Genomic DNA, 14,492 nt, shown 5'->3' on the forward strand with positions numbered 1-14,492 from the left:
CCTGGTTAACAGCTTCGGCGAGCTGAAACACGGTAGGAGTCGGCCTTTGCCATCGAGTGTGCGACTGGCCACTCTGAGCCTCGTCTGGGCGCTCCCCAATGCAGGCGCGACGTTACGCTGCCCGTCGCTTCGGTGGTCAGGAACGACGATGAGCGGATAATCCGCGCAGTGGCCGGCCGTTTTGGTCGCCGGCATCGCGATCGCCCGGTGCGTACCGCAGGCCTGAACGACGCTGCCGTTGCCTGGCGTCCGTGCGACTGCCGCCCTGTTCGAGCGTGCGGACACCGCTTTGCGATATGCATCACCTCGACGAACGGCGGAATGCGCGCGTCACCCGTCTCGCCCTTGACGGATGCACGTACAGCGCTTTTCAGCCACGACGAATCGGTGCCGAGGTGACCGACTGCACGTCGTCCCGTTGGTTTGATGAAGCAAAGAGCTGCGCCATGGCTGCTGCATCATTTTGCGCATGCTGGAAGATCATGTTGGCTTGCATGGGTCGAAACGCCGATCAGCAGAGTGACTTTCATGTATAGAAACTCGTCTAGTAGTTGAATGTGTGGGCGGGAAGCTCAAACGCCAATCGGGTTGGGCTTATCAACATCCAACTTGTACTGCTTAATAGCCCTCGCCACATCCTTCTGCGTCATCTTCCCCTCCGCCGCTAGCGCCGCGATGGCCGCGTGCGCGATGTGGTAGCGATCCACCTCGAAGAAGCGGCGCAGGTTGGCGCGGGTGTCGCTGCGGCCGAAGCCGTCGGTGCCGAGCACGGTGTAGCGCATCGGCACGTGCTCGCGGACCTGGTTGGCGAAGGCGCGCACGTAGTCGGTCGCCGCGATGGCGGGGCCGGTGCGGCCCTGCAGCAGTGACGTGATGTACGGGACGCGCTGCTCGTCCTCGGGGTGCAGGCGGTTCCAGCGCTCGGCGTCGGTCGCGTCGCGGGCGAGTTCGTTGAAGCTCGGGCAGGACCAGATATCGGCGGTGACGCCGAAGTCCTTGTCGAGCAGCTCGGCGGCGGCCATGACCTCGCGCAGGATCGTGCCCGATCCCATCAGCTGCACGCGCAGCTCGCCCTTCTTGGGCTTGGCGCCGCCCTGCAGCAGGTACATGCCCTTGATGATCCCGTCCGGCGCGCCCTCGGGCATGTCCGGATGGGCGTAGTTCTCGTTCATCAGGGTGATGTAGTAGTACTCGTCCACCTGCTCGTCGAGCATGCGCTTCATGCCGTGCTGCAGGATCACCGCCACCTCGAAGCCGAAGGTGGGGTCGTAGCTGCGGCAGCTGGGGATCATGCTGGCGATGAGCTGGCTGTTGCCGTCCTCGTGCTGCAGGCCTTCGCCGTTGAGCGTGGTGCGGCCGGCGGTGGCGCCGAGCAGGAAGCCGCGGGCGCGCATGTCGGCGGCCTGCCAGGCGGAGTCGCCGATGCGCTGGAACCCGAACATCGAATAGAAGATGTAGAACGGCAGCATCTGCAGGTCGTTCGTCGAATAGCTGGTGGCCGAGGCCATCCAGCTGGCGAACGCGCCGGCTTCGGTGATGCCCTCTTCCAGCACTTGGCCCGCCGCGTCCTCGCGGTAGTACATGAGCTGGTCGCGGTCGACCGGCTTGTATTTCTGGCCCTGCGGCGCGTAGATGCCGAGCTGGCGGAACAGGCCTTCCATGCCGAAGGTGCGGGCCTCGTCGGCCACGATCGGCACGCAGCGCGGGCCGACCTGCTTGTCGCGCAGGATGATGTTGAGCGCCTGCACGAACGACATCGTGGTGGAGATCTCGCGGTCGCCGGTGCTCTTGAGCAGGCGATCGAAGACCTCGAGCTTGGGCGTCTCGTGCGACTGCGTGGCCTTGCGGCGACGCTGCGGCAGGAAGCCGCCGAGCGCGCGGCGGCGCTCGAGCATGTACTCGACTTCCGGCGAATCCTTGCCCGGGTGGTAGAACGGCACCTGCCCGTCGGCAAGCTGCTTGTCGCTCACCGGCACCTGGAAGCGGTCGCGGTAGGCGCGCACCGACTCGTCGTCGAGCTTCTTGGTGTTGTGCGTCGGGTTGAGCGCTTCGCCCGCCGCGCCCATGCCGTAGCCCTTCACCGTCTTGGCGAGGATGACGGTGGGCATGCCCGTGGTCTTGGTGGCGAGGTCGTAGGCGGCGTAGACCTTGTGCGGATCGTGGCCGCCGCGGTTGAGGCGCCAGATGTCCTCATCCGACAGCGAGGCGACCAGCTGCGCCGTCTCCGGGTACTTGCCGAAGAAGTTCTCGCGCGTGTACTTGCCGCCGAAGGCCTTGCAGTTCTGGTACTCGCCGTCGACGGTTTCCATCATCAGCTGGCGCAGCTTGCCGCTGGTGTCGCGCGCCAGAAGCGGATCCCAGTAGCTGCCCCAGACGAGCTTGATGACGTTCCAGCCGGCGCCGCGGAACTGGCCTTCCAGCTCCTGGATGATCTTGCCGTTGCCGCGCACCGGGCCGTCGAGGCGCTGCAGGTTGCAGTTGACGACGAAGACGAGGTTGTCGAGGCCTTCGCGGCCGGCGACCGAGATCGCGCCGAGGCTTTCCGGCTCGTCGGTCTCGCCGTCGCCCATGAAGCACCAGACCTTGCGGTCGGACTTGGGCATCAGGCCGCGGCCTTCGAGGTACTTCCAGTTGCGCGCCTGGTAGATGGCGGCGATGGGGCCGAGGCCCATCGAGACGGTGGGCACCTGCCAGTAGTCCGGCATGAGCCAGGGATGCGGGTACGAGCTGATGCCGCGGCCGTCGACTTCCATGCGGAAGTTGTCGAGCTGGTCCTCGGTGAAGCGGCCCTCCAGGAAGCTGCGCGCGTACATGCCGGGCGAGCTGTGGCCCTGCACCGCGATCACGTCGCCGGGGTGGTCCGCGCTCGGGGCGCGCCAGAAGTGGTTGAAGCCGACGTCGTAGAGCGTGGCCGAGGAGGCGAAGCTGGCGATGTGGCCGCCGAGGTCGCCGGGCTTGCGGTTGGCGCGCACGACCATCGCCATCGCGTTCCAGCGCAGGATCGAGCGGATCCGCCATTCCATCGCGGCGTCGCCGGGGCTCTTGGCCTCCAGGTGCGGCGGGATGGTGTTGATGTATTCGGTCGTGGGGCTGAACGGCAGGTGCGCGCCGGCGCGGCGGGTGACCTCGACCATGCCCTGCAGCAGCTGGTGCGCGCGGTCCGGGCCTTCGCGGTCGATGACCGCGGAGATCGACTCGAGCCACTCGCGGCTCTCGGTCGGATCCGGGTCGTTGAGCAGCATGTCGTTGATGGCGCTGGAAAGATTGCCGGTCATCCGTCTGCGGCCCCTTGGCCGCTGAAATATGTGCAGGGGAAGCCTCGATTCTAGCAAGCGGGTCCGCGCCTCCAGCCGGTCGTGAATACGAATGCGGGCATGCGGGGCGGTACGGAGTGCGGGGCGTTCGACCGGGCGGCGAGGCACCCGCGAGCGACCGTCCATCGGGGCATGACCTCCGGCCTGTTGACGTCTACTAAGCCTTTCGTACTAATAGCGGCGTACTCCACGAGAGACGCCCATGGCGACCCCCGCTCCGAACCCCACCGAAGGCGAACTCGCGATCCTGCGCGTGCTCTGGGCGCGCCGCGCGCCGATGACCGTGCGCGAGGTGCATGCCGAGCTGTCGAAGGCGAAGGACACCGCCTACACGACGGTGCTGAAGATGCTCACGATCATGGCCGACAAGGGACTGGTCTCGCGCGACGAGTCCGAACGCAGCCATGCGTATGCGGCCGTCTATGCCGAGCCCGCGGTGCAGGGCTCGCTGCTGAAGGACCTGATGCGCAAGGCGTTCTCGGGCTCGGCGCTGACGCTGGTGCAGCGCGCGATCGACGACGACGTGGCGAGCGCCGACGAGCTCGACCAGATCGAGAAGCTCATCGCGCAGGCCAAGGCGAAGCGCAAGGGCTGATGGACGCCCTCGCCGCCCTCCAGTTCGGCCTGGCGCCGGCCCTCGCCACCGCGCTGCTGCATGCGCTGTGGCAGGACGCGCTGCTCGCGCTCGCGGCGTGGCTCGCACTGGCTGCGATGTCGCGCTCGAGCGCGGCGTCGCGGCACTCGGTCGGCCTGCTGTTCCTGCTGGCGATGGTGGCGATGCCCGCGCTGCGCTTCGTGCGGTACTGGCAGGCGCCGGCCACCGCCATCAACGCGGGGCTGCTGCCTGCGGTGACGCTGCCGCAGGTCGAATCCACCGGCGGCCTGTTCGTGCAGGCGTCGAGCCCGGTCGCGCTGGTCTGCGCGCTGCTGTGGATCGCAGGCGCGACGGTGATGCTGCTGCGCCATGCCGGCGGCTGGCGGCTGGTGAATGCGCTGGACCGATATCCGTACGAGGTGCTGCCCGCGGAGTGGCAACGGCGCGTCGATGCGATGCGCGCGGCGATGGGCATCACCCGCGAGGTCGCGGTGCGGCTGTCGCAGGACGTGGTCGGCCCGTTCACCGCGCGGCTGGTGCGGCCCGTCGTCTGGCTGCCGCTGTCCCTGGTGACGCAGCTGCCGCGCGAGCAGGTCGAAGCGCTGCTGGCGCACGAGCTGGCGCATGTCGCGCGACTGGACTGGCTGTGGAACGGCGTGCAGTGCGTCGTCGAATCGCTGCTGTTCTTCCATCCCGCCGCATGGTGGCTCGGCCGACGCATCCGCATCGAGCGCGAGCACGCCTGTGACGATCTCGCGGTGGTGGCGTGCGGGGACGCCATCGCCCTGGCCGAGGCGCTCGCGCAACTCGAGCGCCAGCGGCAACCCGCCCCGCGACTGGTACTCGCTGCCCATGGAGGCGCACTCATGCAACGCATCACCCGACTGGTTTCAGGCCCGCCCTCGCGCGGCCGATGGGGCGCACGCGCCGGCATCGCCGTGCTCGTCGCCGCGGGCGCCGTGCTGGCCGTACAGGCCGGCGTCACCGGCCACATGCGGCCCGGCGTCCGCATCCGATCCACCACCGACGGCGTGCTCGGCCCCGGCGACATGCGCGAGATCAGCGCGCACGGCATCGACGGCGACCGCTACTACCGCGCCGACGTCGACGCGAATGGCCGCATCGTCGAGGTCTACAAGCGCGACGGGCAGACGCGTCCGCTCGACACCCGTGCGCGTGCGTGGCTGGCCGAAGTCGTGCGCCTGAGCGTGCCGCCGGCCCCGCCGATGCCGCCGCCGCCCCCGCCGCCGCCCGGCGCGCCCACCGACTCCGCCGTCGCAACGCAGGCCGGTTCGCCCGGCACGATCCCGATGCCGCCCACGCCGCCGATGCCGCCGGAAGCGCCCGCGATCACCGACACCGCCGCCTTCGCCGCCGTGCTGCGCATCGCCGCGGTCGATCCGGTCGTCGTCGCGCAGCTCGGAACCCCGGTGGTCCTGGCGTCGAAGGACGTGGAAGGCCGCCTGAATTTCGATGCGGGTGCCGACGGTGACGCCGACCTGCGCATCGACCTGAGCGGCCCGAAGGGACGCGCGACCGTCCACGTCGAAGCGACGCTCGACGAAGGCGTCTGGTCGAAGGACGAGATCGAGATCGTCCGTGTCGCCCGCTGAGTTTTTTTGCCCGTAAGTACTAACTCTTTAGTAGTCAAACCCGGGGCGCACGACGCGCCCCTTCAAGGAGCTCCGCCATGCGTCAACGCCTGATGTCCCTCGCCCTCCTGCTCGCGCTCGTACAACTCCCCGCCCATGCGCAGTCGCAGGCCCCCGTGCCCGTCGACGCCGCGACACGGCATGACGTCGTCGAGGCACTCGCCACCCGTCTCAAGAGCAGCTACGTGTTTCCCGACGTGGCCGCGAAGCTCGCCGCGGCGCTGCGCGCGAGGGAAGCGAAAGGCGGCTACGCCGCCGCCACCGACAGCGAAACCTTCCGCAAGGTGCTGTCGAGCGACCTGCAGACGCTCGGCAAGGACCTGCACTTCAACGTGGCCTACGACCCGGACGAGCAGCCGCGTCCGGTGGACGCCGGCCACCTGCCGAGCGCCGAGGACATCGACAACGCGCGCCGCGAGATCACCCAGCGCGGCTACGGCATCGACAGCGTGCGCCGCCTGCCCGGCAACGTCGGCTACCTCGAAGTGCGCGCGTTCCCGCCGACCGAATTCGTCGGCGACGCCTACAGCGCCGCGATCTCGCTGCTGTCGGGCACCGATGCGCTCATCCTGGACCTGCGCCGCAACGGCGGCGGCGAGCCCGAGAGCGTCGCGCGGCTGCTCAGCCACTTCTTCGCCATCGGCGACGGCCGTCATCTCAACGATATCTACAGCCGCACCGACAACAGCACGCGCCAGTACTGGACGAGTGCGGCGGTGACGCTGCGCTACGGCAAGCCGATCTACGTGCTGACCTCCCGGCGCACGTTCTCCGGCGGCGAAGAGGCCGCGTACGACCTCCAGACCCAGAAGCGCGCGACGCTCGTGGGCGAAACCACCGGGGGCGGTGCGAATCCCGGCGACGGCTATCCCCTCGCCCGCGGCTTCGCCGCCTTCATCCCGAACGGCCGCTCGATCAATCCGGTGACGAAGACCAACTGGGAGCACGTCGGCGTCAAGCCCGACATCGAGGTCGCGGCCGCCGACGCACAGAAGGTCGCCCATGCGGCGGCGCTCAAGGCACTGCTCGCGGCCTCCAAGGATCCGGAGGAGCAGGGCGAGCTGAAGGAGCTGATCGCGGCCGTCGAGGCGGACAAGCTGCCGCCGCCGAACTACGCGCCGCCGCGTCGCTGAGGCCGGACGCCGCGGTGCATCGCGCACCGCGGCGAAGGCGATCAGTGCGGCTTGCCCAGCTCGCGCCAGTCGCGCTCGTCCAGTTCCACGTCGTACTTCTTCGCGGCCGCCTGCAGCCGCTTCCACGCGGCGTCGCGTTCGTCGTCGCTCACGCCTTCCACCTGGTCGAAGCGCGCCACGGCGTTGCGCACGTGCGTGGCGTCCTCGATCGGCAGCTTGCGTTCCTTCGGGAACGCGAACTGCCGCTCGTCCAGGTGCTCACGCTGTTGTTCGTCGAGTCGGCTCATGGCGGGGTCCTCGCAAGGGGGACCCCCACCGTGCGCCCACGCACCTCGCGGCGGCGTGGACGCCGCGCCCCGCAACGCGCCGGACGGCCTCAGCGGCCGCGTGCGGCGCGGATCTGCGCGTCGACCGCGGCGATCGCGGTCATGTTGACCACGCGGCGCGGCGTCGAGGCCGGAGTGAGGATGTGCGCCGGCTTGTCGAGCCCCATCAGGATCGGGCCGATCGCCACGCCGTCGGTCATCACCCGCACCATGTTGTAGACGATGTTCGCGGCGTCGAGGTTCGGCATTACGAACAGGTTGGCGCGGCCGCGCAGCCGCGAGTTCGGGAACATGCGCAGGCGCAGGTCGTCGTCCCAGGCCGTGTCGGCCTGCATCTCGCCCTCGATCTCGAGCTTCGGCGCGCGGCCGACGAGGATCTCGCGCACCTTCGCCATCTTCTGCGCCGAGGCGTTGTCGTGGCTGCCGAAGTTGCTGTGCGAAAGCAGCGCGACCTTCGGCTCGATGCCGAACAGCTTCAGGCGGTAGGTGGCCTGCAGCGTGGCCTCGGCGATCTGCTCGGCGCAGGGGTCGACCTGCACGTGCGTGTCGAGGAAGAACCAGGCGCCGAGGTTGTTGATCACCGCGGTCATCGCCGCGGTGCCGGTCACGCCGCGGTCGAAGCTGAAGACGCTGCGCAGGTAGCCGAGCTTCTTGTGGTAGCGGCCGACGATGCCGCAGATCAGCGCGTCGGCTTCGCCCCGCTCGACCATCAGCGCGGCGATGAGCGTGGTACGCGAACGCAGCAGGTTCTTCGCGGCCGCGGGCGTGACGCCGCGACGCTCGGTGAGCGCGTGGTACTGCTGCCAGTAGCTGTCGAAGCGCGGATCCGAATTGATGTTGGTCAGCTCGAAGTCGACGCCGGGCCGCATGCGCAGGCCGAGGCGCTCGATGCGGTTCGCGATGACGTCGGGACGGCCGATCAGGATCGGCTTGGCGAGTTCCTCGTCGATCACCGTCTGCACCGCGCGCAGGACGTTCTCCTCCTCGCCCTCGGCATAGACAACGCGCTTGAGGTCGCTGCGCGCACGGTCGTAGACCGGCTTCATGATCAGGCCGGTGCGGTAGATGAAGGCGCCGAGCTTCTCCTCGTAGGCGCGCATGTCGAGGATCGGGCGCGTGGCGATGCCCGAGTCCATCGCGGCGCGCGCGACGGCGGGCGCCAGCTCGACCAATAGGCGCGGATCGAACGGACGCGGGATCAGGTACTCGGCGCCGAACTTCGGCACGTCGCCGCCGTAGGCGCTCGCGAGGTCGCCGGCCTCCATGCGCGCTAGCTTCGCGATCGCGCGGACGCAGGCGAGCTTCATCGCCTCGTTGATCTCCTGCGCGCCGACGTCCAGCGCGCCGCGGAAGATGTAGGGGAAGCAGAGCGCGTTGTTGACCTGGTTCGGATAGTCCGAGCGGCCCGTGGCGATGATGCAGTCCGGGCGCACCTTCTTCGCGTCCTCCGGCAGGATCTCCGGATACGGATTGGCGAGCGCGAGGATGATCGGGCGTTCGGCCATCGTCGCGACCATCTCGGGCTTGAGGATGCCGCCCGCCGACAGCCCGAGGAAGATGTCCGCCCCGACGAGGATGTCGCCGAGCGTGCGCTTGTCGGTGTCGCGGGCGTAGCGCGCCTTGTCCGGGTCGAGGTGCTCGCGGCCGGTGTAGAGCACGCCATCGCGATCGACCGCGAGGATGTTCTCGGGCTTCATGCCGAGCGCGACCAGCATGTCGAGGCAGGCGATGCCCGCGGCACCGGCGCCCGCGGTCGCGAGCTTCACGTCCTCGATCTTCTTGCCGACCACTTCGAGGGCGTTGTAGATCGCGGCGCCGACGATGATGGCCGTGCCGTGCTGGTCGTCGTGGAAGACGGGGATGTTCATCCGCTCGCGCAGCTTGCGCTCGACGATGAAGCACTCCGGCGCCTTGATGTCCTCGAGATTGATGCCGCCGAAGGTCGGCTCCAGGCTCGCGATGATGTCGACCAGCTTGTCGGGGTCGCGCTCGTCGACCTCGATGTCGAAGACATCGATGCCCGCGAACTTCTGGAACAGCACGCCCTTGCCTTCCATCACCGGCTTGCCGGCGAGCGGGCCGATGTCGCCGAGGCCCAGCACCGCCGTGCCGTTGGAGATCACCGCCACCAGGTTGCCGCGCGCGGTGAGCTCGCTGGCCGCATTCGGGTCGGCCACGATCGCTTCGCAGGCGTAGGCCACGCCGGGCGAGTAGGCGAGCGCAAGGTCGCGCTGGGTGACCAGGGGCTTGGTCGGCGCCACCTTGATCTTGCCGGGCGGATCGGCCCGGTGGTACTCGAGGGCGGCCTGCTTGAGGTCGTCGGCGGAGCTCTGGGTCATCGGATCACCGGACCGGTCGGGCCTGCGATTCTACCGCCCGCCCGCAACCGGCCGGGCCGCGGCCTCAGAAGTCGAGCAGGAACGCGCCGTCGTCGGCGATGCTGTCGAGCCGGATGCGGTTGGCGAACAGCGAGAACGCGAGCATCCCGGCGAGGCCGTTGATGCGCGTCAGCCACGGCGGCAGCCAGCGCGGCGGCAGCAGGTCGCCCGACTCGAACAGCGGCTCGAAGCGCTGCACGTCGGCGAGGGTCATCTTGCCGGCGAACAGGCACCGGCACAGCGCGAGCTTCCGCCGCCGCAGCGCCCAGCGGAAGAACGTGTGCACGCCGACCAGGCCGCGCAGGTAGACGGTGTCCTTGGTGAAGGCGTGGCCGCCGGTGGTGGGGACGCCGCGGAAGATCCGCTGCGCCGACGAGAAGCTCTCCTGCGGCGTCTGTCCGGAGGCGAGGAAGAAGCGGAAGACGTCGATGAAGTCGGCGCCGTCGAGCGCCTGCGCCACCGCCTCGATGCGCAGCGAGATGCGCTTCATGCGCCCGATGTCGATGCTGCCGGTGATCTGCTCGGCGAACGTGGCGAGGCCCTCCTGCGTCGCGGTGCTGCGCGGCGATGACAGCGACAGGCTCGGCAGCACCGGTTGCTCGCGCCCGTTGAGCGCGGTGATCGAGTGCACGAAGGCTTCGTGGTTGAGCAGCTGGTCGCGGTCGTAGAGGCTGAAGTTCGCGCTCGCCCGCAGCCGGATGCGCGTGGCACCCGCCGCGGCCTTGGCGATGAGGTCGGGATCGAGCTCGACCTCGATCACGCGGCGGTTGAAGAAGTCGTCGAGGTCGCCCTGCAACTGAAGCCGCAGTGCGGTGGCGGAGATCTGCACGGTTTCCGACGGCGCGAGCAGGCCGCTGTCGAGCTCGTCGGCGATCGAGATGAAGTGCTGCGCGGCCTCGCGTGCGGTGGGCCCGTTGCCGGGCAAGGCCTCGTTCGGCGCGCCGTACAGCTCGGTCGACAGGCCGACCACGCGGCGCGTGCCCAGCGACTCGCACATGCGCGCGGCGGTCGACCAGCTGCGCGCCGAATCGATCAGGTACTGGCCGAGCGGATGCTGGGGATCGGCCTCGCAGACGATGCGGTCGAGCTCCGCGCGGTGCACGGCGAAGTCGCTCTTCGGGTACTCGACCACGGGCGGCCGCGCGGTACCCGCGTCGAAGGCGGCGAGGAAGGCCTGCTCGGTGCCGGCGGGCCAGCTGACCAGCGCGAGCACACGGATGTCGCGCGCGACGCGGACCATGCGCTCGTCGAGCGCGGCGTGGTGCGCGATGTCGGGCGAGCGCGGACGCGCGGTGTCCACTCAGCGGCGCCCGCCGCGGGGCTCGGGCCGCTTGCCGGAGGGTCGCCCGCCCGGCTTGGAATCGCTCTTCTGCTGCTGCCGCGTGGCCAGGCGCTCGGCGGCGCCGGCGACCTCGACACCGAGCTTGCGCCAGCTGGCGAGCCGCTGCGGCTCGAGTTCGCCCGAAGCGATCGCCGCGCGTACGGCGCACCCGGGCTCGGCCTCGTGCGAGCAGTCGCGGAAGCGGCACTGGCCGGCGAGCGCCTCGACGTCGGTGAACGTGTCGGCCACCGCCTCCTCGCCCGTGGGCTTGAGTTCGCGCATGCCGGGCGTGTCGATCAGGCAGCCGCCCTGCGGCAGCGGGATCAGCGCCCGATGCGTGGTGGTGTGGCGGCCGCGCGAGTCGTTCTCGCGCACGCTCGCGGTCTTCATGCGCTCGATGCCGAGCAGCGAATTGGTGAGCGTGGACTTGCCGGCGCCGGAGCTGCCCACCAGCACGGCGGTCGCCCCCGGGCCGACCCAGCGGTCGAGCTGCGCGACGCTCGCCGTGTCCCGCGCGTTCACCACGACGATCTCGATGTCGTCCACCACCGTGACGAGCGCTTCGCGCGCATCGTCGATGGTCGCCGCGCCGGCCACGTCCGCCTTGGTCAGCACGATGACGGGCTTCACGCCGCCGCCGTGCACCAGCAGGAGGTAGCGCTCGATGCGACGGGGATTGAAGTCACCGTCGAGCCCCGAGACCACGAAGGCGACGTCGATGTTCGCGGCGATGAGCTGCTGCTTGTAGTGCTCGCCCGCCGCCGCGCGCTTGATCGCGCTGCGCCGGGGCAGCAGGTCGACCGCCTTGGCCGAGGCGCCCTCGCCCTCTACCAGCAGCCAGTCGCCGACGCCGGGGCGCTCGGTGGGATCGGTGCGGCCGGCCCGGTAGCCTGCCGGCCGCGCCCAGTCGGGCAGCGACTCCACGCCGTAGCCGTCGCCCGGGGCTTCGGCCACCACGTAGCCGGTGCGGTGCTGCTCGACCACCCGCGCGGGGCGGGCCTCCGGATGCGCCGCGAGCGCCTCGCGCCAGTCGTCGAAGCCGTCGCCGTCGGCGGCGAGCGGCCAGCCGATTGCCCGGAGGGCATCGGTGGAAGGCGTGACGGAGGCCGAGGAACCGTGCATGCCCCGATTCTAGCCAGTCGCAGCGGCCGCGCCGTGCGTGGGGGCGCTCCGGAATTCCGGTAGGCTGGCCGCCGAATCCGCGCTGCCGCCGCTTCCATGTCCCACGTGCTCAAGACCCGCGAACGCCTGTCCGAAGTCCGCTACGAGATCCGCGGCGAGCTCGCCCGCCGGGCCCGCGAGCTGGAAGCGCAGGGCCGCAAGCTCATCAAGCTGAACATCGGCAACCCGGGCGCCTTCGGCTTCCGCGCCCCCGAGCACCTGCAGCGCGCGATCGCGGATCGCATCCACGAGACCGACCCGTACACGCACCAGCAGGGCCTGCCCGCGGCGCGCGAGGCGCTCGCCGCCCACTACCGCCGCCGCGGCACGCCGAACGCGACCCCCGAGCGCGTCTTCATCGGCAACGGCGTGAGCGAGCTGATCGACCTGAGCCTGCGCGCGCTGCTGAACCCGGGCGACGAGGTGCTGGTGCCGTCGCCCGACTACCCGCTGTGGACCGCGGCGACCATCCTCAACGACGGCTGCGCGGTGCATTACCGCTGCGCCCCCGAGAACGGCTTCCTGCCCGATCCGGACGAGATGGAGGGCCTGGTGACGCCGCGCACGCGCGCGATCGTGGTCATCAATCCGAACAATCCGACCGGCGCGGTGTATCCGCGCGAACTGCTCGAGCGCATCGTCGCGATCGCGGCGAAGCACAAGCTGCTGCTGATGAGCGACGAGATCTACGACGAGGTGCTGTACGACGGCGCCACGTTCCAGCCGCTCGCGCCGCTCGCGGGCGACGTGCCCTGCCTCTCGTTCGGCGGCCTGTCCAAGGTCTATCGCGCCTGCGGCTGGCGCATCGGCTGGGCGATGCTGAGCGGCGATCCGCTGAGCGTCGGCGACTTCCACCACGCGATGGACCTGCTCGGCGCGCTGCGCCTGTGCGCGAACGTGCCGGGTCAGTTCGCGATCGAGGCGGCGCTGTCGGGCAGCGCCACGATCCACGAGCTCACCTCGCCGGGCGGGCGCCTGTTCGAAGCACGCCGCGCGGTGGTCGAGAGCGTCGCCGCGAGCCGCCACCTGCGCATGGCGACGCCGGGCGGCGCGCTGTACGGCTACCCGCAGGTCGTCGGCGATGCCGCCATCGGCTTCGACGACCAGGGCTTCGCGCTGGAGATGCTCGAGAGCGAAGGCGTGCTGATCGTCCCCGGCACCAGCTTCAACATGCGCAGCCGCGACCACTTCCGGGTGACGCTGCTGCCGGAGGCGGACGTGCTTCGCGAAGTGTTCGCGCGCGTGGAGCGCGTGCTCGATCGTCGCGCCGCGTCGGCCTCGCGCACGTCGCAGGTCGCCTGACGTGCTGCGTTATCTCGCGCTCGGCGACAGCTACACGATCGGCGAAGGCGTCGAGGCCGAGGACCGCTGGCCGGTGCGGCTGGTGCGCGCCCTCCGCCACGACGACATCGCCATCGCCGAGCCGCGCATCGTTGCGGCCACCGGCTGGACCACCGACGAGCTCGCGGCCGGCATCGCCGCCGCGCAGCCGCTGGGGCATTTCGACCTCGTCTCGCTGTGCATCGGCGTCAACGACCAGTACCGCGGCCGCAGCCTGGCCGAGTACCGCGCGCAGCTCGAACCGCTGCTGCGCACCGCCGTGCAGCTCGCCGGCGGCCGCAGCGAGCGCGTGCTGATGCTGTCGATCCCCGACTGGGGCGCGACGCGCTTCGCCCGCGACGAAGGCCACGACGCGCACCACGTCGGCCGCGAGATCGACGCCTTCAATCACGCGGCGCAGGACATGTGCGAGTCGCGGCGGATCGCGTTCGTCGACATCACCCCGGCAAGCCGCGAGGACGGCGACAGCCCGTCGATGCTCACGTCCGACGGCCTGCATCCCTCCCGCGCGATGTACGCGCGCTGGGTCGAGATCGCGCTGCCCGCGGTGCACGGCCTGCTCGGCGCGGAATGAACCGCGCCACCGGGCAGCCCCTCGCGCGCGAGCGCGCGCACCGAATCGCCGAGGCCTTCCGCCCCGAATCGCGCGCCGGCAACCGCTGGAACTACTACTACACACGCGGCAAGCTCGGCAGCGATCCTCTGTACCCCGCCGTCGCGGAGGCCCTGCGGGGCACGTCGGCGCCGGTCCTCGACCTCGGCTGCGGCCTCGGCCTGCTCGCGCACACGCTGCGCGAGGACGGGCTCGACCTGCCCTACCGCGGCGTGGACATCGACGCACGAAAGATCGCGCATGCCACGCGCATCGCCGCGCGCGCGGGCCTGCGCGACGTCGCGTTCGAAGCCGTCGACCTCACCCATGGCCTGCCCGCGCATCGCGGCAGCGTCGCCGTGCTGGACGTCCTGCAGTACGTCGACGCCGAGGCGCAGGCGCGCATCGTCGAAGGTGCGATCGCGATGCTCGCGCCCGGTGGCCGCCTCGTGATCCGCACCGGGCTCGACGACGGCGGCACGCGCGCGCGATTCACCCACTTCACCGACGTGCTCGGCCGCCTGAGCGGCTGGATGCATTCGGCGCCGCGGCGCTACCCCCGCGCCGACGAGCTGCGTGCACGCCTCGATGCCGCGGGGCTCGCGAGCGACTTCGTGCCGCTGTACGGCAACACGCCGTTCAACAACTGGCGGATCGTCGCGCGCCGCGACTGACGGGC

Annotated in this window: 12 protein-coding genes; 6 read left to right on the plus strand and 6 right to left on the minus strand. The window is 70.1% G+C overall.

From position 1 onward, the window contains the following. Positions 1-370: 370 nt before the first annotated feature. Positions 371-496 carry a hypothetical protein gene (locus tag ACY35P_RS00660; RefSeq protein ID WP_462113885.1) on the minus strand — a complete coding sequence of 42 codons (126 nt, stop codon included), beginning with the start codon at positions 494-496 and terminating at the stop codon, positions 371-373. Between the two features lie 76 nt (positions 497-572). Then, complete coding sequence (gene aceE / locus ACY35P_RS00665; protein WP_462113886.1) at positions 573-3,275, minus strand: pyruvate dehydrogenase (acetyl-transferring), homodimeric type; 2,703 nt, start codon at positions 3,273-3,275, stop codon at positions 573-575. Between the two features lie 241 nt (positions 3,276-3,516). Between aceE and ACY35P_RS00670 the strand changes: the two genes are divergently transcribed. The 3 genes from ACY35P_RS00670 to ACY35P_RS00680 all read left to right on the plus strand — a co-directional run bounded on the left by ACY35P_RS00670 (position 3,517) and on the right by ACY35P_RS00680 (position 6,694). After that, a complete protein-coding gene (locus ACY35P_RS00670; protein ID WP_462113887.1) occupies positions 3,517-3,909 on the plus strand; it encodes a BlaI/MecI/CopY family transcriptional regulator in 393 nt (130 codons plus the stop codon). Continuing rightward, complete coding sequence (locus ACY35P_RS00675) at positions 3,909-5,522, plus strand: M56 family metallopeptidase (protein WP_462113888.1); 1,614 nt, start codon at positions 3,909-3,911, stop codon at positions 5,520-5,522. Before ACY35P_RS00670 ends, ACY35P_RS00675 begins: the two co-directional genes overlap by 1 nt. Before the next feature lie 77 nt (positions 5,523-5,599). Then, positions 5,600-6,694: a S41 family peptidase gene (locus ACY35P_RS00680; protein WP_462113889.1), complete on the plus strand. Its 1,095-nt coding sequence runs from the start codon at positions 5,600-5,602 to the stop codon at positions 6,692-6,694. Between the two features lie 41 nt (positions 6,695-6,735). On the opposite strand, the gene ACY35P_RS00685 is transcribed toward ACY35P_RS00680, so the two are convergent. From ACY35P_RS00685 to rsgA, 4 genes are all read right to left on the minus strand, one after another. Further along, positions 6,736-6,981, minus strand: coding sequence for a DUF6582 domain-containing protein (locus ACY35P_RS00685; protein WP_462113890.1), 246 nt, complete (start codon positions 6,979-6,981; stop codon positions 6,736-6,738). A gap of 89 nt (positions 6,982-7,070) precedes the next feature. Further along, positions 7,071-9,359, minus strand: coding sequence for an NADP-dependent malic enzyme (locus ACY35P_RS00690; RefSeq protein WP_462113891.1), 2,289 nt, complete (start codon positions 9,357-9,359; stop codon positions 7,071-7,073). A gap of 64 nt (positions 9,360-9,423) precedes the next feature. Then, positions 9,424-10,638 carry a flavohemoglobin expression-modulating QEGLA motif protein gene (locus ACY35P_RS00695; RefSeq protein WP_462114012.1) on the minus strand — a complete coding sequence of 405 codons (1,215 nt, stop codon included), beginning with the start codon at positions 10,636-10,638 and terminating at the stop codon, positions 9,424-9,426. Positions 10,639-10,698: 60 nt separating this feature from the next. Further along, a complete protein-coding gene (rsgA, locus tag ACY35P_RS00700; protein WP_462113892.1) occupies positions 10,699-11,841 on the minus strand; it encodes a ribosome small subunit-dependent GTPase A in 1,143 nt (380 codons plus the stop codon). Positions 11,842-11,937: 96 nt separating this feature from the next. Between rsgA and ACY35P_RS00705 the strand changes: the two genes are divergently transcribed. The 3 genes from ACY35P_RS00705 to ACY35P_RS00715 are packed head-to-tail and all read left to right on the plus strand — an operon-like array spanning position 11,938 to position 14,487. After that, the gene (locus ACY35P_RS00705) at positions 11,938-13,182 is read left to right on the plus strand and encodes an aminotransferase class I/II-fold pyridoxal phosphate-dependent enzyme (RefSeq protein ID WP_462113893.1); all 1,245 of its coding nucleotides are present in this window, start codon (positions 11,938-11,940) and stop codon (positions 13,180-13,182) included. A 1-nt stretch (position 13,183) separates the two neighbouring features. Continuing rightward, positions 13,184-13,795 (plus strand): SGNH/GDSL hydrolase family protein, encoded by a 612-nt coding sequence (locus tag ACY35P_RS00710; protein ID WP_462113894.1) that lies wholly within the window; start codon positions 13,184-13,186, stop codon positions 13,793-13,795. Further along, on the plus strand, positions 13,792-14,487 hold the full coding sequence (locus tag ACY35P_RS00715; RefSeq protein ID WP_462113895.1) for a methyltransferase domain-containing protein: 696 nt from the start codon (positions 13,792-13,794) through the stop codon (positions 14,485-14,487). The genes ACY35P_RS00710 and ACY35P_RS00715 overlap by 4 nt, the downstream gene beginning before the upstream one ends. Positions 14,488-14,492 lie beyond the last annotated feature (5 nt).

The organism is Lysobacter xanthus (assembly GCF_047159895.1).

What these genes read in the sequence shown, in the direction of transcription:
- ACY35P_RS00675 (WP_462113888.1), top strand. Translation starts at nt 3,909, where the DNA reads ATGGACGCCCTCGCCGCCCTCCAGTTCGGCCTGGCGCCGGCCCTCGCC.
- aceE (WP_462113886.1), bottom strand. Translation starts at nt 3,275, where the DNA reads ATGACCGGCAATCTTTCCAGCGCCATCAACGACATGCTGCTCAACGAC.
- rsgA (WP_462113892.1), bottom strand. Translation starts at nt 11,841, where the DNA reads ATGCACGGTTCCTCGGCCTCCGTCACGCCTTCCACCGATGCCCTCCGG.
- ACY35P_RS00715 (WP_462113895.1), top strand. Translation starts at nt 13,792, where the DNA reads ATGAACCGCGCCACCGGGCAGCCCCTCGCGCGCGAGCGCGCGCACCGA.
- ACY35P_RS00670 (WP_462113887.1), top strand. Translation starts at nt 3,517, where the DNA reads ATGGCGACCCCCGCTCCGAACCCCACCGAAGGCGAACTCGCGATCCTG.
- ACY35P_RS00685 (WP_462113890.1), bottom strand. Translation starts at nt 6,981, where the DNA reads ATGAGCCGACTCGACGAACAACAGCGTGAGCACCTGGACGAGCGGCAG.
- ACY35P_RS00680 (WP_462113889.1), top strand. Translation starts at nt 5,600, where the DNA reads ATGCGTCAACGCCTGATGTCCCTCGCCCTCCTGCTCGCGCTCGTACAA.
- ACY35P_RS00705 (WP_462113893.1), top strand. Translation starts at nt 11,938, where the DNA reads ATGTCCCACGTGCTCAAGACCCGCGAACGCCTGTCCGAAGTCCGCTAC.
- ACY35P_RS00695 (WP_462114012.1), bottom strand. Translation starts at nt 10,638, where the DNA reads ATGGTCCGCGTCGCGCGCGACATCCGTGTGCTCGCGCTGGTCAGCTGG.
- ACY35P_RS00690 (WP_462113891.1), bottom strand. Translation starts at nt 9,359, where the DNA reads ATGACCCAGAGCTCCGCCGACGACCTCAAGCAGGCCGCCCTCGAGTAC.
- ACY35P_RS00660 (WP_462113885.1), bottom strand. Translation starts at nt 496, where the DNA reads ATGCAAGCCAACATGATCTTCCAGCATGCGCAAAATGATGCAGCAGCC.